Raw genomic sequence first — 21,188 nt, 5'->3', positions numbered from 1 at the left:
CCGTTGCGGACGATCTCGCACGAGTTGGTTCACGAGAGCGTCGTGAAGCAGTCGAGGCGTCCGGTTTGGCTCTGACAAGCGTCGCAAGATGTTCGCGGATCCAGCCATGTCTCCGCAATCCGACCGGTAACCGACGACGACTTCGGACTGGTTGGCGGTCCTACGACCTGATCGGTGTTCCTACGGAGCTGATCAGCGAGCCAAAAACAGCGGCAATGTGGTCTTCCCAAAGCTCCAGCTCGGCGGACCGCCGAAAATCCGCTCACGCAGCCCACGGCTGCCATAAGCACCCATAACCATCATGTCAGCACAGATGTCGTTCGCGTGCTGGGTCAGCACTGTGCCCGCCGATTTGCCGGCGCTCTTAAGCAGGTCAACGGAGACCCGAGCACCGTGCCGAGTAAGATAGGCAGCGATGTCAGCTCCAGACTGCGCGCCTTTCCCGTTGTTTTGCGCCTTTGGATCGACCATAGCGACACAGACTTCCTTGGCAGCGGATAGGATACTAAGAGCTTCCCGAACCGCACGCGAGGCCTCTACACGCGAATCCCAGCCGACCAGCACGCGTCGAGGCGACAGCGTCGCCTTAACGCCCTTCGGCACGATGAGCACCGGCTTTCCGCTATCGAACAAGCAGCCGTTGACAACAGGAGGTCCGAGAGTCTCATCGTTGAGGAGGTCTCCTCCAACGATCGTCAGGTCAGCGCAGAGCGCCCGCTGTCGTGCCACTTCACCGAGGCTAGCCGGATCGCAATAGTCGGTGTCAACGTCACAGGAAAGCGACATAGCTTTCAGCCTTTTGAGGATATCCGCGGACCGTCTTTCCATTCTGGTCACGTCCTGTGAAAATTTCTCGATTTGCTGAAATCGATAGTTCGGTACTGCAATTGCCTGTGCACGTCCTGTATTCCATTCGGGGGGCGGAGACAACATCAAGAGCAATGGAGGCGGTATAATGAGTACCGATAGGTGCGCGCCGACCTCGGCACACAGTCCGGCAGCTGTTGTGAGGTCCTCATCAGAATGATCAGCACCCGTCACACTGAATATGCTTTTAAATTCCATTTGCCTGCTTCTCCTGGTCTTCGTTAGGAGCGCCTCAAAGCGGCAACACCGCTCTCAGGAGGAAGAGAGAGCGGCACCACGTTCGATCACCGATTTCAGTCGTCCGGCTTCTCGAGCGAGTAGCCGGCCGACCTGACGGTGCGAATGACGCTGCCGGGCAAGGCCGTTTTCAGCGCCCTCCTGATTCGGCTGATATGGACATCGACGGTGCGTGCACCGACATGAATGTTGGGCAGCCAGGCCGCCCCGATAAGCCCGTCCCGGCTGAAGACCTTGCCGGGGGCCTCAATCATAAGCCGCAGCACGTTGAAATCGATCCGTCCGAGATGGATGTCGTGGCCATTACCGCGAACCCGATGGGCATCGAGCTTCATCTCCAGGCCTCCACAACAAATCCAACTGTCGTTTTCAACCCCGTTCGGACCACGCTTGGTCAGCCCGAGCCTCGCCCGCAGGCAGTCGAGCAGCTTGGCCGGAGCCACCGGCCGCACAAAGCTCTCAACGCCTGCCTTCAAGAGATCGAGGTGCTGGTGCTCGGCGCCAGGCGCGATCAGGGCGATGATAGGCAGGTCGGTGGTGCGCGGTTCCCGCTTGAGGTGGGCGCAAATTGCGGACCCGTTTATGCTGGCTGGGTCGCAATCCAGCACTACGGCCTGAAGCTCCCGTTGTTCGGCCAAGGCCAGCGCAGCCTTCGCGCCGTCTGCCGTCTCACTGCTGAAACCGTCAACCTCCAGTATGTGGCTGTAGAGCAGATAGAACTCGGCATCTTGCGAGCAGATCAGGACCAGCGGCTTCTTCATCGGCGATACCCCAACAACCTGGTCGGCCTCGAGTCCCTGGATCGAGGGGACTGGCCAACATAGTTTCTCGGGTCCGTCATGATGGCCTTTCTCGAAAATCGCGCCCATCATGCCAGCGCCACGTGGGGAAAGGTTTCGATGACTGAAATCGCATCGTCGACCAGCTTCGTACCGGCCGTGGCGAGCTTCAGGAGCGTCTCGAAGCCAAACCGGTGGACATCGCGCAGCGTTTTGGACAAAACGACCAGCCGTCCGGTCGTGAAAAGCACCCGACCAAAACCCTCATGGCTCACCTGGATCATCGGCGATGCCATAAGGCCGCAGCGCTCCTCGATCGCAAGCCCGATGGCGGCGTAGTACTTGTCGAGCCTCCACAGCACGTCGGGATCGGGATCTCCGATGATTGGGATCCCTCGGCGCTGTTCCTTGGTAATGATGAAGTCGCCCAGCAGCTCAGCGTCCGCTTTGCGTTCCCACGAGCCATAGGAATCCTGAGAACGGATCAGCCGCACGAGGCATTTGACGAACGGGGTGCAAAGAGCCGCCTCGTCTTCGGCGACAGCTGGGGGGATTGCGGGGTCAGGCATTGGCGTCCTCCTCTTTTCAGTCCTCGTCCTCGAAGGACGGTTTCTTTTCGGCAATGCCCGCTCGCGCCAGCACCTTGCGCAGCCAAGGCGGAGGACACGTCCTGAGCATCATCTGCGTGCGCAAGAGCACCTGTGGGATCGATTGGGGCTCCGCCACTTTGATCGGGTGGATTTTTGCCGCGACAAGCTTGGCTGCCGAAGGGCCGCCAATTGCCAGACAAAACAGGATCTGACAGCCCTTGAGCGCATCCACCTTTGGCGTGATGCGATCATCGCGCTCGGCCCGATGCTCCCCGCTTTCATCGGACACGTCATCGAAGGCCACGGCTTCTACGAGATTCCATTCCTCGCGCGTCACGTCGTAGACAGCAAAGCGCCTGGCCGACCCGAAATGGGCGTTGAGGTCCTGCATGTCCTGAGTGGCGATCGCAACGCGCAATGCGCCCTTACGTCGTTCAGGCATCGGGGCGAAAACCTCACTACTGACCAGCGAGAGGCGGCGAACAGCGTTCATCGTGATATTTCTCGATTACGGAGTGGATCAAGCGCCTCAGGAGTGGGCGCGTGTTGGTTGGCCTGGAAGATGCTGGCGACCTCGAAGATCATGTCGCGGGTGCCCTGATAGAGAATTGCGAGCTTGTGCTGGCTGCCTAGTCGATCGAAGACCGGGAACCCGATGCGCATGAGCGGAATTCGGAGCCGCTCCGATGCTTGGCGCCCGTGCGAATGCGTGACAAGCAGGTCAGCACCGACGGCAAGACTTTCCAGATCGCCGAGATCGCCGATCTGAACCGAAACCGCCGGGACTTTCTCGAGAATTTTAGACCTGTCGGTCGTTGTGACGGCCGCGGCTATCTCGGAGCCGAGGCCAGCAAAGAAGGTCGCAAGTTGGAACAGCTGGTCTGGTTCGGCAGCGATGGCAATTTTCTTGCCGCCGAAATGGAAATGTCCGTCGAGCATCGCGTCCTGCAATTGCGCCCGGCGCCGGCGCACGCGGGCCGGTACCGCCGCGCCCGAAATCGCAGACAGCAGCGACACGAAGCGGTCCGTGTCCTGCAGCCCAGTCAGTGACTGGAACAACACGTAAGGCACGCCGGTCAACCCGTGCAGCGCTTTCGCCGGGCGGCGCATGTGCTCACCGATGGCGATGCATTGCATGGCCGTGCCCAACTCGCGAATGTCTTCGACGCTGGTGCCGCCGTATGTGGTCGCTACCCAGCGGTCAGGAACCGTACCGTCGAGCGAGCCTGAAATGTCGGGCAGAATAACCGGCTTGAGCCCAAAGCTTTCAACCATGTCCCGCATATGCTCGATGTCGGCGATAGAGAGGTTGCATCCGGGCAGGATTGCGATCTTCTTCGGGTGCCGCGCCCGTTCGCCCGAGCGCGTAATCCCTTCGATCATTGCGGTGACTGCCTTGGCCCAGCCCTCTTCGATCGCGCCGTCAAAATCCGGCGTGTTGGCCAGCACGACCTCCGTACCCGCAAGCTGTTGCGTGTGCTTCCGCATGATGTTGGCAATATCACCCGCGCAATCTTCGCCACGCGTCTCCACCAGCGCGGTCGTGCACACCCCGATCAGCGTTGGCTTCGTGCGGTTCTTGAGGTTGAGGATCGCCTCTTCCAGATGGTCGGCTGCGCCGAGGATGGTCGCCACCTCATCCATCGCCGTAGTCTGCAAGGGAATCGCTTCTTTGAAGTGCCGCACGAAGAGAACGAGCGCAAAGCTTGTGCAGCCTTGGCTGCCGTGGAACAGCGGCATCGCACCGTCGACGCCAAGAAAGGCAAAGGCGGCACCCAGCGGCTGCGACGACTTCAGCGGGTTGACTGCCGCCGATTTGCTCTGGGGAAGGATGCGGGCCATCGGTCGCCTCAACACTCGTGTGCCGTCGCGCAGGCGAATTCATCAAACAGGTACGCGGTCTCGTTCCTCGTGCACGGCAATTCGCCTATCAGCTCAGGCTGGCAATCCCACGGGGCCGGCTGGCGCACCTGAGACCAGATCGGATTGTGAATGGCGAGGTCGATCTGGCGTACGAGTTCCACCATGCCGTCATAGCCGGCATAAGGATGCTGGCGCTCCTGGTTGATATCGAGCCAGGGCGTCTTGGCCTTGAGCGCAATGAATTGCGTGCGACCGCCCGACAGCATGATATCGGCCCTGTGTTCAGAGAGCATGGCGTACAGCTCGCTCGCAGCCATGGATTCGAACATGTGCTTGTCGTGCTTGAGAACTTGTTTGATGCGCTCCTTGTCCTGCACCGTAGATTTCTTGATCGAGGTGCCGACGATCTCGATTCCGATCTCCATCAGCGCATGGACAACCGACCAGGACTTCACACCGCCTGTGTTGAGCAGCACGCGCTTGCCTTGGAGCCTTTGCCGGTAGGATTCGAGTTTCTTCCACGCGATCGCCTCCTGCTGCGCGATCAGCGTCTCTGTGCGCTCGAGGATCTCCGGATCGGCGCCCTTCCTCACCAGCAGCCTGACAAGGTTTCGAAGAGCTTGCGATGTGTCGGAGATGCCATAGAAGGAGCCCTCGAAGAACGGGATGTCCCAGCGCTCCTCCATCTTGCGGGCAAGACTGATCAGCGCGGTCGAGCACACCATCATTGCCGCCCGGGCGCGGTGCGCGGAAGCAATGTCGCGGTAACGCGCATCGCCGGGAATGCAGGCGCGCACCCGGATCCCGAGCCGATCGAGGAGCGGCTTTACAAGCCAGAATTCGCCCGAGAGGTTGAATTCGCCAAGGATGTTGATGTCGTAGGGTCCGGGGTCGTCGGGTTCGACCGTGCCGATGACATGATCGAGCAACGCCTCGGCGGCGAGCTTATTGCCGAGGTTCTTGGAGCCTGCCAGGCCAGGCGCATTGATCGGCACCACGGCCAAACCGAACTTTTCCGTGGCGCGTTTGCACACGGCCTCGATGTCGTCACCGATCAGCGCCGTTACGCAAGTCGAGTAGACGAAGATCGCCGGCGGCGCGTATGTGTGCTTGATCTCGCGGATCGCCTTGAAGAGTTTCCGCTCGCCCTGCCCCATCACAAGGTCGAGTTCGGTGAGGTCGGTCGTGAAGCTTGTCCGCCACAAGGTCGGCCCTGACGAAACCGCACCACGGTTGTCCCAAGAATTGCCCTCGCAGGCGAGCGGCGCATGGACCAGATGCGCAACGTCGGTGATCGGCTGCAGGACGATCTTGGCTCCGTCAAAGGCGCAGCCGCCGGCTGCCGCCCCTGGTGTCAGCGACTTCGAGCAGCCCTCCTTGCGCGCCTTGGCATCTTTGCCACGGTTCTTATCGCAGGCGGGCTCATCGAAGGCGTCCTTGATTTTGGCGCTGAGGGAGGACATTGCTCAGCCTCCCCAGTCCATTGGGCAAGGAATGGCCTCGGCGAAAAGCCGGCCACGGCTCTTAGCGCGTGAGGTCATAGGAATAATCCGTCACACCCGTCTCGCTCGTCTCGCGATCGAGTTTGTCGAAGATCTTGTCGAGGATCGTCGTCAGCACGCGCAACGCTCCCTGGTAGCCAAAGAGCGCAAAGCGGTGATGATGGTGCCGATCGAAGATCGGAAACATCAGCCGGATCAGCGGTGTTCCGGTGTCGCGCTCCAGGTACTTGCCGTAGGAATTGCCGATCAAAAGGTCCACCGGCTCGGTAAAGAGCAGTGAGCGCAGCGCCCACAGGTCCTTGCCCGCCCAAACCTGGGCAGCCTTGCCGAAAGGCGAGGATGCTAGCAGCTTCTTCAAATCGGCTTCCCATGCCGAGGTGCCATTGGTGGCGAGGCAATGGGTTGGCTCGCCGCCGGTCTCCATGACAAAGCGGGCCATTGCGTGAACGAAGTCGGGATCACCGTAGATGGCGTATTTCTTACCATGCAACCAGGATTGGCTGTCCGCCATGGCGTCTACCAGTCGGCCGCGCTCGAGGCGAATTGCCTCGGGAATCTCCTTGCCGGAAATCGCCGCGACCTCCATCAGGAATTCGTCCGTCGCCTGAACGCCGAGCGGATAGTGGAACGAGGCCGTCGCCTGCCCGACCTCCTCGCAATAGCCCAGTGTCTTTCGGGTGTTGTGATGCTGCAGCGAAAGCGTTGCCTCGGCGTTGAGGGCCTTCTTCACCTCGTTGATCTTCGTGCCCCCGTCATACATGCGGTATTCACCGTCCGAAGGCGTATCGAACTGGTCAGAGGCATCCTGGATCAATGTATAGGACACGCCCATTACATCGAGCAGGCGCTTGAGCTCCCGGTTGTTGCCGACGCAGAAGCCGTCGAAGCCCGGAATGATGTTGATGGTTCCTTCGATTTGCGTACGCTCCTGACCTTTCCAGAAGTGCTCCAAAATGCCTTTGACCATGTTGTCATAGCCGTCGACATGACTGCCAACGAAGGCCGGGGTGTGGGCAAAGGGCACGTCGAAGTCGCGCGGGACTGAATCTTCGTCCTTGGCGTTCTGGATGAAGCTGTGCAGGTCGTCGCCAATGACCTCTGCCATACAGGTCGTCGACACGGCAATCATCTTGGGGTCGTAGAGCTGGTAGGTGTTGGCGAGCCCGTCGACCATGTTCTTCAGGCCGCCAAACACCGCCGCATCCTCGGTCATTGAGGAGGAGACCGCCGCGGCAGGCTCCTTGAAATGGCGCGACAGGTGCGAGCGGTAATAGGCGACGCAACCTTGGCTGCCGTGGACGAAGGACATGGTTCGCTCGAAGCCGGCGGCAGCGAATACCGCACCCAGCGGCTGGCAGGCCTTGGCCGGGTTCACGACAAGCGCTTTGCGGGCGAGGTTCTTTTCGCGGTATTCCCACGTCTGGGTGAAATCGCGCTGATCGGAAATGATTTCATCGGGGTGCGGACATTCGAAGTTTAGCTTCTTCTCAGCGAGCATCTTTCTGTATTCCGGCTCGCGGAACAGGGGAGCGTGATCGAGAATTTTTTCAGCCGACTGCGGCATGATGATTACCTCTTTTGCATCTGGCTGCGCGGGACGGCAGCTCAGGACGTCAAGACGTTCCAGGCTCCGGCGGATCAGAGGCCGCGGGAGTTCACCGTCTCAGTGGGAGACTGGGGCTGAAGCAAATGTTTATTCGGCAGCCATCGCCCGCTCATCGCCCCGGCTTCTTTTCCAAGGCGCGTGGAATAGGTCCCAGACCGGGTTGTTAATGGCGAGATCCACATCACGTGCGAAAATGGCAAAGCCATCGTAGCCGTGATACGGGCCTGAATAATCCCAGGAATGCATCTGGCGGAACGGTATGCCCATCTTCTGCACCGGGTATTTTTCTTTGATTCCCGAGCCGACCAGATTTGGGCGAATCCCTTCGATGAATTTCTCCAACTCATAGCCGGTCACGTCATCGTAGATCAGCGTGCCGTTCTTCACGTAGTGGCCGGTGCGCTGATAGTCGTCGCTGTGGGCGAATTCATAGCCGGTGCCCACGATGACCATGCCGAGGTCCTCGTAGGCCGTGACGACGTGGCGGGGGCGCAGGCCGCCCACATAGAGCATCACGGTATTTCCTTCCAGGCGCGACAGGTACTTGGCGATGACCGCATCAACAAGCGGCCTGTACTTGGCAATGACCTTTTCGGTCTTCTCCTCGATTTCCGGCCCAAAATGCTTGGCTATGTTGCGCAGAGAGGCTTCGATCTGGGAGGGACCGAAGAAATTGTACTCCATCCAGGCGACGCCATACTTTTCCTCCATATGCCGACAGATGTAATTCATCGACCGGTAGCAGTGGATAAGATTGAGCTTAGCCTTCGGGGCGCGCTCGATCTCTGCGAGTGTGGCGTCACCCGACCAGTTGCCAACCACGCGCAGCCCTATCTCCTCAAGCAGTATGCGCGAGGCCCAGGCATCGCCGCCGATATTGTAGTCGCCGATGACGTTGACGTCGTAGGGGCCGGCCTCGAACTTGACATCCTTTTTGTCGAAGACCCAATCCCGGATTGCATCATTGGCGATGTGGTGGCCAAGCGACTGCGAGACGCCGCGGAAGCCCTCGCAGCGTACCGGCACGATCGTCTTGTCATACTCCTTGGTCTTTTTGCGAGAAACGGCCTCGGTGTCATCGCCAATCAGGCCGATAGGGCATTCGGACTGCACGGTGATGCCGTTGTTGAGCGGAAACAAGACTTCAATCTCGTCAATGATCTGTTCCAGCTTCTTGTCGCCGCCGAAGACGATGTCCTTCTCCTGGAAATCGGAGGTGAACTGCATTGTCCCGAACGTGTCGACGCCCGTTGTACCGACGTAGTAGTTGCGGCGCTGCGACCAAGAATATTGGCCGCAGCCGACCGGGCCGTGCGAGATATGGACCATATCCTTGACTGGCCCCCACACCACGCCTTTCGAACCAGCATATGCACAGCCGCGAATCGTCATCACCCCGGGAATGGACTTGATGTTCGATTTGACGTCGCATTCGGAAAGGACCTCGCTTTCCCCGCCAGCCTCGTTGCCGCTCTTTGCGACGTTGAGGTGCTTCTTGCGGCGCTTCGCCGCCTTGTCGGGATAATGCGACAGCACCTCTTCGATAAGCTTCGCATGAAGAGCACCGTCATTCTCGTATTCCCGGCTCATGAGTCCCCCTTTCAAGGTTGGGTGACGCCTCAAAGAATAGGCGCCGTTCTCTGCAAGGCGCGCCGATTCATGGCAGCGCTAATGTCACTACTGGGCCGCCGCCTTCGCCGCTTCCTTGGAGTGAAGCTCGGCAAGCATCTGCTCGTCGGTCTTCATGATGCCGAAGTCGAGCAGCATCTCCTCCAGCTCCTCCATGGTGATCGGCGTCGGGATCGTACCCTGGCCCGAATTGGCGTGGATCTTCTCGGCCAGAGCGCGGTATTCCCCTGCCTGCTTTGAGTCCGGCGCGTACTGGATCACCGACATCTTCCTGAGTTCGGCATGTTGGACGATGTTGTCGCGGGGCACGAAGTGGATGAGCTTGGAATTCAATCGGCCAGCCAGTGCTTCGGCCAGATCGAGTTCGCGGTCGGTTTGACGTTCATTGCAGATCAGCCCGCCCAGCCGCACACCGCCCGAATGGGCATATTTGAGGATGCCCTTGGCGATGTTGTTGGCGGCATAGAGCGCCATCATCTCGCCGGACATGACGATATAGATCTCCTGGGCCTTGCCTTCGCGGATCGGCATGGCGAAGCCGCCGCATACCACGTCGCCGAGGACGTCATAGGAGACATAATCGACATCGTCATAAGCGCCATTCTCCTCGAGGAAATTGATCGAGGTGATGACGCCGCGGCCGGCGCAACCGACACCCGGCTCGGGGCCGCCGGACTCCACGCACTTGATGCCTCTGTAGCCCACCTTGAGCACGTCCTGGAGTTCGAGGTCTTCCACCGAACCTTCCTGTGCGGCGAGATCCAGGACGGTATCCTGAGCTTTCGAATTCAGGATCAAGCGTGTGGAATCGGCTTTGGGGTCGCATCCTACGATGAGGATTCTCTGCCCGAGGTCGACAAGGGCAGCGAGCGTATTTTGGGACGTGGTGGACTTGCCGATGCCGCCTTTTCCGTAAAAGGCGATCTGACGCAGACCTGACATAATAGCTTTCCTTCCTTCGTTCTAATCATCGCGACTGCCCGCGACACAAGTGCCGATAGGCAGCTCGTGCCGCCTCACACCAAGCATCGCAAAAAGCGTACCAGCGTGATCGGCCGATCCCAGAAAAAACTTTGTCATTAAATTCCAGCCGCTTAGACGGCGGCAAAACGCGCGAACGGGCCTTTCAGGCGTCTGTCACGGACACGACAAAGCCGACACAGATTGTCGTGCGCCATCCAAACCGCCGTGTGTCGAGCTCGAAGCGGGAGAATGGGGAAGTTAGCCCAAAGCTGATGGCGAGACCATCGGAAGACATCGGCTCTTGTCTTTCCAGCCTGCCATTGATCGGGCGGTCGCTGGATGAGCAGGAGCCTGGGGCTTGACCGCGGCGCGGGTAGTTCAGGCAGGCTTACAGAGCGGGAACGCCGGCGGCCGATAGACATCCGCGCTTAACCTTTCATAGCCCGTCTACAAGTTGGTTCCGCCGACGCGCTATATGGAAGCCAAATAATTCAGTAGCTTAGCCGAGAGCATTGATTTTTTCAGAAAGATACGTGTTATACGCGTACGAACCGCCGAACCCATGGTCGGCGCCCTCATGCGCGTGAGACCCCGTTGTGGGCGAGGCTCGCGACTGGCTGCACGATCCTAGCCGGCCTGCTTGCCATTGAGTTTGGTCCCGCCGCGGTAGGCTGCGGCATCAAGGGCAACATCAGCTACAACACTGGCAAGAAGATTATCACGTTCTTGGACAGGAATCTTACTGGGAGACACGCATCAACAGGCGGGCGGGCGGGCTTCGAGAGGTTAGTGTCGCGGCAGCTTGCAGATCTGCCCACGGGGCCGCCACGATCGCAAAGTGTGTACAAAAGCGCCCTCTCTGCCGAACTGAACAGTGCTCACGGCCATAGCCTCGGATGAGCCCGACTGGCTTGACCTCTGCATGATGAGAGCAGCTTTTACACCAGGTGCGCAGCACATGTCTTTAACGAACGCATCGTCTTCAAGAATATAGAGAGCAATTCGGAAAACCGAGTAGTTGGCGGCGAAGCTAGGAGAAGGTATACACCACCCTCTTGTTACCCCAGAGTAGAACGTGCAGCTGCGGCAAGACGCGGGCTTCGAACCACCTGTCGCTGGTCACCTTTTCTACCAGCGATTCCATGCGCATCATATTCCGTCGGACTCGACAGAGACGTCTTCATTACCACGGCGGGGCGGCGTGTGATTGCCGGGTTGCAGACAAACCTCGCCGCGACGTCTTTGGGACGAGTGGTGTCGGCACCGAATCCCTATCATTTAGACTAGCCAGCTTGGGGAGCGCCGTCAGACCGCCAGACCGGAAGAGGAGGCTTCGCGCCAACTTGTGCCAAGAATGTTGGACCGTGCGGAACCGCTGGGGCGGCGCTCAACTCTGGCGCAGGATGAAGCGTCGATTGGGTGAATGAATAGGGCGCGCGTTCGACGGGTAGAGGGAGGCAAATCGCTGGATGTCTGCCGGATCAACGTCAACCGGTTCCATCGCCACCATCCACTCGACGTTTTCGGTGCACGGCGGCGTCGTCAGTGAGCCCTCATAAGTCCAATAGCCAAGCGAGGCTGGCAGAAGCCAGTTGGGATTCACCTCGTCGATCGTCACCTCCCCATTCGGCAGTTCGGGAAAGGCCGCAGCAAGGGCAGCAAAGCTGGCATTTGTCGCGCCGGGCGTTAAAAAGACGCCCAGCACGCCCAGAGTACCACTTTGCGTGTCCTTGTGAACGAAATGCACCTCCATCGGGAAGCTCTTGCCCGCCACGTGATGTTCGCTTGGCGCATGGAAATGGAACTGTACCAGTTCGTAGACACGATCGCTGCGGGTCAGCGTGCTGCCTTGTGGCATATTGATTTGAATGGTGTGGCCGTTGTTCACCATATTGCCGCCGCCCTTGTGCCAGCCGATGGCGATATGCGGGATATCCGCCTTGACCGCGCTGTTGATATTGATCGGCGATTGCTGCGTGCCGGCAGAGCATACGAAATTTTCCTTATCCAGATCAGCCCAGTGCTCCGGTCCGACCGGACCGGTGTACCCCCAATGGGCACTGGTCGCTTGGGCGGCTTGAACGCAAATCCGGCATGCGCCGAGCGCAACCAACCCTTTGATCAGGTGACGACGATACATATTACTTTTGCTCCTCTTGCGAACTGATGTTGGTGGCTGCCCTAATGGACGCGTGATGGCCAATCGGCGCGGCCAGTATTGTCCTTTGCAACTGATAGATGCCCGCATGCCTTGGCGTGCTTTCATAAGTGCGGCTGCCGTTTCTCGGCTGGCCGGCTTCTGCAGCCCGCAACGGGAGCAGTTTCAACCAGCTAAACGATAAAAAATTTGAGCAGACCAGCGCTTGACCCCCGCCGCAAAGGCACAGGCGAAGGTGATCACTGCGCGGCTGCCGTTCGCGCCGGAGGCCGCATCGCTATACTTTACACTCGCTGCCCAAGGAGACGCAGGCGACCCTAATACGTTTTCATCGCTACTCCCGACGCAGCCGACCCACGCCACGAAAACGTTGCTATATTTCACGTTGGGCCAGTGAGGAAATCGATCTTCTTTATGGAAGGCATTTGCGCAATGGATGCATTCCCATGCTGACAGTCGTGCGTCAGGCCGGACAATGAGATACATCGATAAGAGCTGGACAAGGATGAGGGGATGACGTGCTTGCGACGGAGCAGGTGGGGCGAGAAGGCCAGTTCTTGCGGATTTCAACTTTGCGTGACGACAGCTCATCGGAGTCAAGGTGACACACGCCGGCAGCGGGGTGTCCGGGCGGTTTCCAGCCGCACAATCGCGAGACCGCTGACGCGAACAAAGCTCGGCTGTACTCGGCACGCGAAGAGAGCCTGCCAAGCCGTTGGAGCCCGGCCTTCCGGTGCGACGCAAGCCGCAGACTAGACCGCCCTCTTGTTACCCCAAAGCAGAACGTGCAGCTGCGGCAACACGCGGGCTTCGAACCACCTGTCGCTAGTCACCCTTTCGACAAGCCATTCCATTCGCATCATTATTCCGTCCAAGTCGACAGAGGCGTCTTCACTGCCAGGGCGCGGCGGCGTGTGATTGCCGGGTTGCAGATAGATCGGAAGGTGCGGATATCTCGCCGCGACTTCTTTGGCGTAGGCATAGTCACTCTCGTCGAAAACGACGAGCTTGAGCACGATTTGCGGCTTCTCTTGCGCCGCTTCGAGGCATGCATCAAACGCAGCCCAACGGGTGGTCATCTCGCTGGACGGCGGCTTTGGGCTAAGGGTCAGCACGTCAAGATCCGCAAACCACTCCCTCACCACGGAACCCTGCGTTTCCAGTGCAAAACGATAGCCCTCGCGATGGCCGCGTTCTATGAGGGGACCGAACGGCTGAATGGCCGGGTTGCCGCCTGACAAGGAGACCATAACCGGCCTGCCGCCGGAAAGCGCATGGACGGTTTGCCACACGGCATCGATCGGCATCGGTAGCCATTCATGGCGATACTGATTGTCCACCGCGTGAAGGCTGTCGCACCATGAACAGCGATAATCACATCCGCCGGTTCTGATGAACACCGTCGGCAAGCCGATGAGCACGCCCTCGCCCTGGATAGTCGGCCCGAATATCTCGCTCACACGGATTGCGGGATGCATGTCGGTCACGGACGGTATTCCGCCCAAGTTTTCGGTGTTTCGCTAACGCGCACGGCCGCGGTCTGCGGCAGACGTGCCTTGCACCATTCATAGAAATGTCTGGCCAGGCATTCCGCCGTGACCTTCTCATGTCCCAGCACGTCGTTGAGGTGCCGATGGTCGAAGCTCTCGTCAATGTAGCGTTTGAGCGGCGCCAGATCGTGATAGTCGCGCACGAAGCCGTGGGCGTCCAGTTCCTTGGCCGACAGCTCCACTACGACGACATAGTTATGCCCGTGCAGGCGCGCGCATTGATGGTTGGGAGGCAAGGAGGTGAGCTGATGCGAGGCCGAGAAGTGGAATTCCTTGGTGATGTGGAACATTACGCGCGCCTCCTGCGCAGCGCCTCAAGCCAGAAATCGGCGTCCTCGTAGTCGGTGGGATCAGCGTGCCCGGCGAGATGGAACGCTTCGCGCCGCTCGACGCAGGTCCCGCATCGTCCGCAGTGACGCACGCCGCCCTTGTAACAGGACCAGGTCTCAGCAAACGGGGTGCCGTATCTTGCGCCATCCGCAACAATGTCAGCTTTTCCGAGATTCACATACGGTGCATAGAGGCGTATCTGCGCATAGCCGTCGAGCGCGCGGTCTTGCATTGTCTGGAAAGCTTCAATGAAGGCCGGACGGCAATCGGGATAGATGAAATGGTCCCCACCATGCACGGCCGCCGCCACCGCTTCGGCGCTGTGGGCGGCGGCGAGACCGAAGGCGATTGCCAACATGATGGCATTGCGGTTCGGCACCACCGTAATCTTCATCGTGTCTTCGGCGTAGTGGCCGTCCGGCACGTCGATACTGCTAGTCAGCGCTGAGCCGGAAAGGCCACGGCCAATTTCGCCGATGTCGATGATCTGGTGCGGGACCTTCAGTCGCTGCGCGCAAAGAGCGGCGAAGCCCAATTCCTTCCTGTGCCGTTGGCCATAGTCGAAAGATAGAAGGCCGGTGAGTTCGTGCTCCGCTGCCACCATGTGAGCAAGGGAAACGGAGTCCAATCCGCCAGAGCAGACGGCGAGAGTCTTCATCATTGGTATCCTTGTTTTGACCGGGTAAGGCTGCGACCGGAGATTTCTCTGCGCCCCCACTACTCCAGCGACTCAGTTTTGTGAACCGGGAGAATTTGCGCTCAGCCCGATTGGAACGGGAGTGCGTCGCGTCCAACACGCGTGATCAATAAAAGTTGAGCGCTTCAGCAGTTTGTTTCGCATCGCGCCAACTTTCGCAATCTGCTGTCGGATCGTCGACTTCGAGACAAGGTGATGTTCGGCCGACATCGGCTGACTCTTAATTAAGCCGCAGAACACATGTTGGCTTTCTGGCCTTCGCTTGTGCGGTTGGCACGACAATTGACATTCTAATTGTGGGGCGGCACACCCCGCCAGCCGAAAGTGGCAGTGAGCTCCTTCAGGCGCAGGTTGATGTGCTGATTATTCGGCGATTTTCCGATCTCGAACCAGAAAGCGAGGGCGACATGGATGCCAGCAAATTTGACATTGGCGACATCCGCCTGGAGAACCCTGCGCGGCGCGATTGAGGCCGCAGGCGAGCCTGCTCTACCTGCCGCCCTACAGTCCCGACTTCAATCCGATTGAGAACGCCTTCGCCCAACCTAAGGCGCTGCTGCGAGCAAAGGCCGACCATCAAGGCTCTATGGGACTGACGTTGCCCCAGCAGTTTTGAGTTCGTTTCCGGCGTGGGTTGTGCCCTGCTGGGCGGGTGAAGCGACGGGCGCTGGCGCGGAGCCTTTGGCATAGCGCAGCGCGAGCGACCGTCGCGGATTGAAGGTGCTGGCGAACTTGGCCGGGGTCTGCCAGGCGATTTGGGAGTGCGGCCGCGCGGTGTTGTAGTCGGCGTGCCACAGGGCGATGGCTACGCGCGCCTGAGCCAGCGAGGTGAACAGCGTCTCGTTGAGCAGTTCATCGCGCAGTCGGCCGTTGAAGCTCTCGATGAAGCCATTCTGCATCGGCTTGCCGGGCGCAATGTAATGCCATTCGACGCGGTTCTGATCCGCCCAGGAGAGGATGGCGTTCGAGGTGAACTCGCTGCCATTGTCGCTGACGATCATCCTGGGCCGGCCGCGCTAGTGATGAGCCGGTCCAATTCGCGGGCAACCCGCATGCCCGAGAGAGACGTATCAACGATGAGTGCCAGGCACTGTCTCGTGCAGTCGTCGACGACGGCCAGGATGCGGAAGCGGCGCCCGTCGGTGAGCTGGTCCGATACGAAGTCGAGCGACCAGCACTCGTCGGGCCTCAGCGGCACCAGCATTGGCGCCCTGGTCCCGATCGCCCGCTTGCGGCCGCCACGGCGGCGAACGGCGAGCTTCTCCTCCCGATAGAGCCGGAACAGCTTCTTGTGGTTCACGACCAGGCCCTCCCGCCTCAGCATCACGAGAAGACGCCGGTAGCCGAACCGGCGACGCTCCTGCGCGATCGCCTTCATCCGCTCGCGAACCTCCCGGTCGTCCGGCCTGCTGGTCTGGTAGCGAACCGTCATGCGGCAACAGCCGATGGCTTTACACGCCCGCCGTTTGCTCATCCCGAAGCCTTCCTTCAGGCGAGCGACAGCTTTCCGCTTGGCGGCGGGCGTCACCATTTCTTTCCCACAAGGTCCTTCAACGCGGCATTGTCGAGCATGGCGTCGGCCAGAAGCCGCTTCAGGCGCGTGTTCTCGTCCTCCAGCCCTTCAGGTCGCCGAGCCTCGGTGACATCCATCCCGCCGAAGCGGGCCTTCCAATTGTAGATCGAGGCGTCGCTGACCCCGTGCTTGCGGCACAGATCGCCAACCGATACCCCGGCCTCGTGTTTCTTCAAAATTCCGATGATCTGCTCTTCAGAGAAGCGGCTGCGTTTCATGTCCTGATCCTCTGGATGGGCCAGAACGAACTTCAAACCGGATTAGATCAGAGGGGCAAGGCCTCGGCGCGGTCGTCGACCTCTTCACCCCAGCCGAATGTGCCAACTACTTCAAAGCCGCAGGATATGACCTGGATCAGATAGGACGTGCTCCAATGGTTTACACCTGACAGGAGTCCGGCCCCCACAACCGTTTCGCAATGAGGAGCAGCGCTGCCGCTGCTCCTCCAATCACACGACGGATTCACGATGCGGCAACTCGAGCCATGATTTCGGATCGAATGGCCGATGCGGTGTATAGTGAGGCATCCAGCGGCAAATCCCCAAATGCCAGTTGACACAGAAGATAATTAGCACCTGCCTCTTCCAGCTGATCAAGGAGAGCTTTTCGGACAGAATCTGCCGTTCCCACGACGCACAATTCACTTTCAATTGCTGCATCGAAGTTCAAAGGCAAGTTTGGTGGAGTGGAAATGGCATTTAGTTCGTATAGAAATTTGAAGCTATTGAGCCATCGTTCATAGGCAGGTGCTGCGAGCAAATACGCATCTGTTTCAGAACGCCCTATCACCACCATTCGGAGCAATCCAAGAAATGGCGCTTGCTGGCCAATGTCAGCATCGTGAATTCGGGCGGCGCGGAACGCGTCGGTAACGCTGCGAACAGAAGTGGAAGGTCCGACGCAGGCGATGTTTGCCCCATTCGCAGCGGCCCAGCTAGCCGGCTCGGGTCGATTGGTGGCGATCCATGTCGGCGGATGGGGATATTGGTGAGGTCTCAACGTCAGCGGAACATCTTTCAACTCAAAGTGGCGGCCCTGATAAGAAAGCGTCCCGCCTTTCATCGCATTGATGAGAATCTCACTGGCCTCCGCATACTGTTCTGGTGCTGCTTCTACAGCAACCCCGAAGTATCCCAATTCAGTGGGAGCAGAGCCGCGCCCTATGCCGAGTTCAAGCCTGCCGCCGCTCAACTGATCAAGCATGCAGATCTCCTCGAAGGCACGCAGCGGATGATAGAGCGCAAGTAGCATTACCATGGGACCAACACGAAGACTGCGGGTTCGCTGGGCGACGCTCGCTAAGAACAAATTCGGTGATGGACCTCTGCCATGCGGCGTACAGTGGTGCTCGGCGAGATGATACGCATAAAAGCCATAGCCATCGCACGCTTCTGCTAGGCTCAGCCGATCTGCATATTGTTGTGCGATGTCATCGCCGTTTTCGTCCAGATGATCGAAGATGCCGAAGGTCAGGCCCGAAGCGGAAATTTTCTTCAATTAATTGTTCTCCAAATTACCTATTATTTATTCGCTAATCATCATAGCTGGCGACATATCAGCACCTATTACTTGGCGCTTAATGTGAATTGACTTAATGCTTGTGCACACCGCGATTCTTCTTAAAGCTCATACAGACGCGTTTGGCGGCAGCAAGGAATTTGTCCATCTGCTCTGTGGTGCCAATGCTGACGCGAATACAGTTCTTCAAATCTACGTCAGGAAAGCTGGCGATGAGGATCGCCTGCTCTTTCAACGCGGCTTGCCAGCATGAGCCCTCCTGTCCCGCCGGCACACGGGCCAGCAAAAAGTTTGCGTGGGAGGGTGTTACGGAAAAGCCAAGTTGCAACAGCGCCAGGGTCACTCGCTGTCGTTCATGCTTGATGTGCCTGTGGTTCTCTTCGTAGGCGTGGCGATGCGCAAGAATGCTTTTCCCGACCGCCTGCCCGATCACGTTCATGTTGAAGACATTCTGGATGTTGCGCAGCCTGCCAATGATTTCTGGGTGACCGAAACCGAAGCCGACTCGCACGCCAGCAGCAGCATAGCTCTTTGAAAAAGTCCTCAAGATCAAAAGATTCGGATGTCTATTGACGAGGCGCAGGGCATTGTCGGGTGCGAAGTCAACGTAGGCCTCATCCAAGACGACCAAGCGATCTGCTTGCTCCACAAGGCGTTCGATTTCGGCCACCGGCACGAATGTTCCGGTCGGATTGTTCGGATTAGCCAACAGAATGAACTTCGCGTCTTTTGCGGGGCCGGACAGCAGTTTTTCTATCGGCAGGGGATGAGCTTCGCTCGATGCGATTTCGAGAAACTCGGCACCCTGCAACATGGCAAGTTTACGGTTGAACGAAAATCCGGGCGACAGCATCGCCACTCTATCTCCTGGGGCGAGGAAAGCTCTGTAGATGAGTCCGAGCAGCTCCGACGAACCGTTGCCGGCAATCACCTGATCTTTGGAAAATCCGTAAGCATCGGAGGCAGCTGCCCTTAAGCTGAGATTGTCGTCTTCCGGATAAAGATACTGGTGTTCGATCGCAGCAATTGCACTTTGCATTACGCTCTTCGGCAACGGAAACGGGTTCTCGTTCGTATTTAGCTTAACGCAATTTGCATCCGTCGCTGGTCCGTTGGACGAGAGAGCATCTAATTTGCTGGCCACCGGCGAAAAAAGCGAAAGCACGGTCTTCAGTTTTGCATCGCACATGTTCTTCTCCGTTTTTCAGTCCCGCAGGGCATGTGACATGAGGCAATAGTTGATCGTGACTTGATCGACGTTCGGCTATATCAGCGCTGCCTTCCCACCCTGGTGGGGATCGCCGACCACGGTTTGGATTTGACACCGGCAAGCTGTCGAGAACCTGATGACGACCCAACGTGTGGCCGACGGCCGATTCGGCGCAACAGACGGTGTTTCAACATCGCATCGTCCTCAAAGCCGCATGCAGGGCCTGCACGACAGCCCGTCTCCAGCGCCCGCAGATAGGTGGAAGCCGAAGTCTTGCCGAACCTCAGTTGCTCTGCCACCTGGCCCACCGGACTGCCCTGTTTATGGGTCAGGCGCAGGATATCTCTGACGCTCGTTCGTCTTGCTTGCTTCCGTCTTGGCATGGGCTCTCTCGGTTTGCTGATGAGAGAGCCAAATACCGGCTCATCTGAGCATGAGACGCAGGCCTGACGATATGGAGCGTCGCTGTGGCGCGCGTAGCCAAGAGGGTTCGCCTCGGTGGCGGGGCATGCAAGACGGCGCACCTCCTTAGCCATCCTGTCCCATCGTCTCAGATCGTGAGGCGCACCTTATAGTCGGTGAGGAGATCTTGCAGGGTCAGGTTACGCCCTAGCGCTTAAGGTTGTTGGTCGCACCGAGCAAGCGCGGGACCTGTCGACGGACAACAGCGGTGCCACTGCCGGCACTAGGTCGTCCAGCATCGCAGTGAACCGCGTACGTAGTATTTTGTCGTAGGCGGCATTCTGGATAGCCGGATACGGGCTCTTCACCCGCTGCACCACCGATTGCGGGATGATGTCGCGAGAAACATTCACGGATTTCGTGAAAAAAGTGTACCCGCCGAAGAGCCCCACTCGCGGGGGCGGTGCAGCACCACCTCGGTGTCACTGCTCGTGTTCATGCGATGGACTAGGCCGGCCAGCTGTTGACGCAGCTCGCGGTAGTTGTAAGTCTCACCCGTGTAGACGAGCACCAAGTCAGGTCGGCCATCCTCCTGGAGCATCCTCGGCTGACGGCCGCCCTGGATATCGATGATTGCCAGGCGGTGGTGTCCCAGCGCCGCAGGCCCGCCGATCCAAGTCCCCTCGTCGTCCGGACCGTGGTTCGCTATGGTGGCCGTCATATCGGCAAGCTCCCTTCGCGCATCGGGACCTCCGAGGTCTCGATTGAAGTCGATCCATTCACAGATGCCGCACAGGTTATGTCGCCGCATTTGGGGCGAAGCAGATATAAGGCCAGTGGGAAACCATCGAGGCAAAGTGACGGATCTAGCCCAGCTACGATCCGCATCCGACATTGTCGGACATCGGACAGCACCGCGATTCGCTGCATAGGAAGCCTGGAGTCGCGATTTCCCTTGGGGGAATCAGCGCATGAAAGGAGAGCTGGGTCGTGTCTGCCGAAATGAGAAATTGCTCCCCCTTATTGCCTCACCGAGGAATGTTACCCAGCGCGATAGACGGACATGCCCTACCTCCCCCCGTTGCAGCTGAGGGAGATAGGGGCCAGCTCTTCATTCAACCCTCATGGAGGATGATCAGCCCAGCCATTTCCATGCGCCGGCCTTCACAAGCCGTGCACCATTCAGGTTCTTTTCCTTGAAGCGCGACGATCCTTGTCAGACGTCGCAACACTTGCTGCCGAGAGCACGAGCTCTTCCTCGAGCATGCCTTGATCTGCGCCTCGAACGGCTCGCACATGCTGGGTTTCAACGACTTCGCAGAGGTTGATATTCTGCAGTGACTTCGTCTCGCTGCTGCACGGCATTGACGCTGGGAGCCATGCTCGCGTGGCGCAATTGTGCTGAAGCCGGTGCCCACGGCAACGTTTCTTAACCCGCCCCAGATCCTGGCGTTTGGCTATTTCCGACATTCGTGTCCGGCTTCGGACAAAGGCCGGGTTTGCCGAACGGAGTCGCACCCAATTTCCAGTGCTGCTTGAGCAATAATATCGACCGGCATTACTGCACAACACGAAAGTTGCTGCAAAAACCGAAGTGAACCCAAGGCATCGGGTCAATTGGCATGGCGCTTGCGACTCGGTCGATAGAACGCAGTCAAAATCACGGTTGCAGACCATGCCTACCTCTCAAAGCTCGATAAAGCACGCGAGCGAA

16 protein-coding genes and 3 pseudogenes are annotated in these 21,188 nt (G+C 58.8%); 1 reads left to right on the top strand and 18 read right to left on the bottom strand.

Features of this window, described 5'->3' with window-relative positions:
• Nucleotides 1-192: 192 nt before the first annotated feature.
• From EJ067_RS18955 to queC, 14 genes and pseudogenes are all read right to left on the bottom strand, one after another.
• Nucleotides 193-1,065 (bottom strand): universal stress protein, encoded by an 873-nt coding sequence (locus tag EJ067_RS18955; protein ID WP_126087041.1) that lies wholly within the window; start codon nucleotides 1,063-1,065, stop codon nucleotides 193-195.
• A 95-nt stretch (nucleotides 1,066-1,160) separates the two neighbouring features.
• The gene (locus EJ067_RS18950; protein WP_245467988.1) at nucleotides 1,161-1,865 is read right to left on the bottom strand and encodes a response regulator transcription factor; all 705 of its coding nucleotides are present in this window, start codon (nucleotides 1,863-1,865) and stop codon (nucleotides 1,161-1,163) included.
• Between the two features lie 107 nt (nucleotides 1,866-1,972).
• Nucleotides 1,973-2,452, bottom strand: a complete 480-nt coding sequence (locus tag EJ067_RS18945; protein WP_024505267.1) for a NifX-associated nitrogen fixation protein — start codon at nucleotides 2,450-2,452, stop codon at nucleotides 1,973-1,975.
• 16 nt (nucleotides 2,453-2,468) lie between these two features.
• The gene (gene nifX / locus EJ067_RS18940) at nucleotides 2,469-2,966 is read right to left on the bottom strand and encodes a nitrogen fixation protein NifX (RefSeq protein WP_063169371.1); all 498 of its coding nucleotides are present in this window, start codon (nucleotides 2,964-2,966) and stop codon (nucleotides 2,469-2,471) included.
• Nucleotides 2,963-4,315: a nitrogenase iron-molybdenum cofactor biosynthesis protein NifN gene (nifN, locus tag EJ067_RS18935; RefSeq protein ID WP_126063827.1), complete on the bottom strand. Its 1,353-nt coding sequence runs from the start codon at nucleotides 4,313-4,315 to the stop codon at nucleotides 2,963-2,965. The genes nifX and nifN overlap by 4 nt, the downstream gene beginning before the upstream one ends.
• An 8-nt stretch (nucleotides 4,316-4,323) precedes the next feature.
• On the bottom strand, nucleotides 4,324-5,799 hold the full coding sequence (gene nifE / locus EJ067_RS18930) for a nitrogenase iron-molybdenum cofactor biosynthesis protein NifE (RefSeq protein ID WP_095489376.1): 1,476 nt from the start codon (nucleotides 5,797-5,799) through the stop codon (nucleotides 4,324-4,326).
• A gap of 61 nt (nucleotides 5,800-5,860) precedes the next feature.
• Nucleotides 5,861-7,402 (bottom strand): nitrogenase molybdenum-iron protein subunit beta, encoded by a 1,542-nt coding sequence (gene nifK / locus EJ067_RS18925; RefSeq protein ID WP_126063826.1) that lies wholly within the window; start codon nucleotides 7,400-7,402, stop codon nucleotides 5,861-5,863.
• A 129-nt stretch (nucleotides 7,403-7,531) separates the two neighbouring features.
• Nucleotides 7,532-9,034 (bottom strand): nitrogenase molybdenum-iron protein alpha chain, encoded by a 1,503-nt coding sequence (gene nifD / locus EJ067_RS18920; protein WP_024505262.1) that lies wholly within the window; start codon nucleotides 9,032-9,034, stop codon nucleotides 7,532-7,534.
• 87 nt (nucleotides 9,035-9,121) lie between these two features.
• Nucleotides 9,122-10,015 carry a nitrogenase iron protein gene (gene nifH, locus EJ067_RS18915; RefSeq protein WP_024505261.1) on the bottom strand — a complete coding sequence of 298 codons (894 nt, stop codon included), beginning with the start codon at nucleotides 10,013-10,015 and terminating at the stop codon, nucleotides 9,122-9,124.
• A gap of 1,051 nt (nucleotides 10,016-11,066) precedes the next feature.
• A pseudogene (locus EJ067_RS35400) lies at nucleotides 11,067-11,263 on the bottom strand (7-carboxy-7-deazaguanine synthase QueE); the annotation flags it as partial.
• Nucleotides 11,264-11,423: 160 nt separating this feature from the next.
• Nucleotides 11,424-12,176: a carbonic anhydrase gene (locus EJ067_RS18905; protein WP_126063825.1), complete on the bottom strand. Its 753-nt coding sequence runs from the start codon at nucleotides 12,174-12,176 to the stop codon at nucleotides 11,424-11,426.
• Between the two features lie 770 nt (nucleotides 12,177-12,946).
• The gene (gene queE / locus EJ067_RS18900) at nucleotides 12,947-13,672 is read right to left on the bottom strand and encodes a 7-carboxy-7-deazaguanine synthase QueE (RefSeq protein ID WP_164752747.1); all 726 of its coding nucleotides are present in this window, start codon (nucleotides 13,670-13,672) and stop codon (nucleotides 12,947-12,949) included.
• Between the two features lie 5 nt (nucleotides 13,673-13,677).
• On the bottom strand, nucleotides 13,678-14,034 hold the full coding sequence (gene queD, locus EJ067_RS18895; protein ID WP_126063824.1) for a 6-carboxytetrahydropterin synthase QueD: 357 nt from the start codon (nucleotides 14,032-14,034) through the stop codon (nucleotides 13,678-13,680).
• Nucleotides 14,034-14,732 (bottom strand): 7-cyano-7-deazaguanine synthase QueC, encoded by a 699-nt coding sequence (queC, locus tag EJ067_RS18890; RefSeq protein ID WP_063170389.1) that lies wholly within the window; start codon nucleotides 14,730-14,732, stop codon nucleotides 14,034-14,036. Before queC ends, queD begins: the two co-directional genes overlap by 1 nt.
• 517 nt (nucleotides 14,733-15,249) lie before the next feature.
• Here queC and EJ067_RS18885 point away from each other — a divergent pair.
• A pseudogene (locus tag EJ067_RS18885) lies at nucleotides 15,250-15,345 on the top strand (transposase); the annotation flags it as partial.
• Between the two features lie 10 nt (nucleotides 15,346-15,355).
• On the opposite strand, the pseudogene EJ067_RS18880 reads toward EJ067_RS18885, so the two are convergent.
• The 4 genes and pseudogenes from EJ067_RS18880 to EJ067_RS18865 form a co-directional block, all read right to left on the bottom strand.
• Nucleotides 15,356-16,562, bottom strand: a pseudogene (locus tag EJ067_RS18880) (IS3 family transposase).
• A 244-nt stretch (nucleotides 16,563-16,806) separates the two neighbouring features.
• On the bottom strand, nucleotides 16,807-17,841 hold the full coding sequence (locus EJ067_RS18875) for an LLM class flavin-dependent oxidoreductase (RefSeq protein WP_095484287.1): 1,035 nt from the start codon (nucleotides 17,839-17,841) through the stop codon (nucleotides 16,807-16,809).
• Between the two features lie 94 nt (nucleotides 17,842-17,935).
• Entirely contained in the window at nucleotides 17,936-19,051 is a 1,116-nt protein-coding gene (gene hisC, locus EJ067_RS18870) for a histidinol-phosphate transaminase (protein WP_126063823.1), read from the bottom strand.
• A gap of 832 nt (nucleotides 19,052-19,883) precedes the next feature.
• Complete coding sequence (locus EJ067_RS18865) at nucleotides 19,884-20,195, bottom strand: hypothetical protein (RefSeq protein WP_206437555.1); 312 nt, start codon at nucleotides 20,193-20,195, stop codon at nucleotides 19,884-19,886.
• Nucleotides 20,196-21,188: the final 993 nt, after the last annotated feature.

This window comes from Mesorhizobium sp. M1D.F.Ca.ET.043.01.1.1, assembly GCF_003952385.1.
Classification (GTDB): domain Bacteria; phylum Pseudomonadota; class Alphaproteobacteria; order Rhizobiales; family Rhizobiaceae; genus Mesorhizobium.
The sequence above is the reverse complement of the archived record's forward strand: the minus strand, read 5'-3'. Positions and strand labels throughout refer to the sequence as shown.

Coding starts and splice junctions, on each gene's coding strand:
- EJ067_RS18955 (WP_126087041.1), bottom strand. CDS start 1,065: ATGGAATTTAAAAGCATATTCAGTGTGACGGGTGCTGATCATTCTGAT.
- EJ067_RS18950 (WP_245467988.1), bottom strand. CDS start 1,865: ATGAAGAAGCCGCTGGTCCTGATCTGCTCGCAAGATGCCGAGTTCTAT.
- EJ067_RS18945 (WP_024505267.1), bottom strand. CDS start 2,452: ATGCCTGACCCCGCAATCCCCCCAGCTGTCGCCGAAGACGAGGCGGCT.
- nifX (WP_063169371.1), bottom strand. CDS start 2,966: ATGAACGCTGTTCGCCGCCTCTCGCTGGTCAGTAGTGAGGTTTTCGCC.
- nifN (WP_126063827.1), bottom strand. CDS start 4,315: ATGGCCCGCATCCTTCCCCAGAGCAAATCGGCGGCAGTCAACCCGCTG.
- nifE (WP_095489376.1), bottom strand. CDS start 5,799: ATGTCCTCCCTCAGCGCCAAAATCAAGGACGCCTTCGATGAGCCCGCC.
- nifK (WP_126063826.1), bottom strand. CDS start 7,402: ATGCCGCAGTCGGCTGAAAAAATTCTCGATCACGCTCCCCTGTTCCGC.
- nifD (WP_024505262.1), bottom strand. CDS start 9,034: ATGAGCCGGGAATACGAGAATGACGGTGCTCTTCATGCGAAGCTTATC.
- nifH (WP_024505261.1), bottom strand. CDS start 10,015: ATGTCAGGTCTGCGTCAGATCGCCTTTTACGGAAAAGGCGGCATCGGC.
- EJ067_RS18905 (WP_126063825.1), bottom strand. CDS start 12,176: ATGTATCGTCGTCACCTGATCAAAGGGTTGGTTGCGCTCGGCGCATGC.
- queE (WP_164752747.1), bottom strand. CDS start 13,672: ATGCATCCCGCAATCCGTGTGAGCGAGATATTCGGGCCGACTATCCAG.
- queD (WP_126063824.1), bottom strand. CDS start 14,034: ATGTTCCACATCACCAAGGAATTCCACTTCTCGGCCTCGCATCAGCTC.
- queC (WP_063170389.1), bottom strand. CDS start 14,732: ATGAAGACTCTCGCCGTCTGCTCTGGCGGATTGGACTCCGTTTCCCTT.
- hisC (WP_126063823.1), bottom strand. CDS start 19,051: ATGTGCGATGCAAAACTGAAGACCGTGCTTTCGCTTTTTTCGCCGGTG.
- EJ067_RS18865 (WP_206437555.1), bottom strand. CDS start 20,195: ATGACGGCCACCATAGCGAACCACGGTCCGGACGACGAGGGGACTTGG.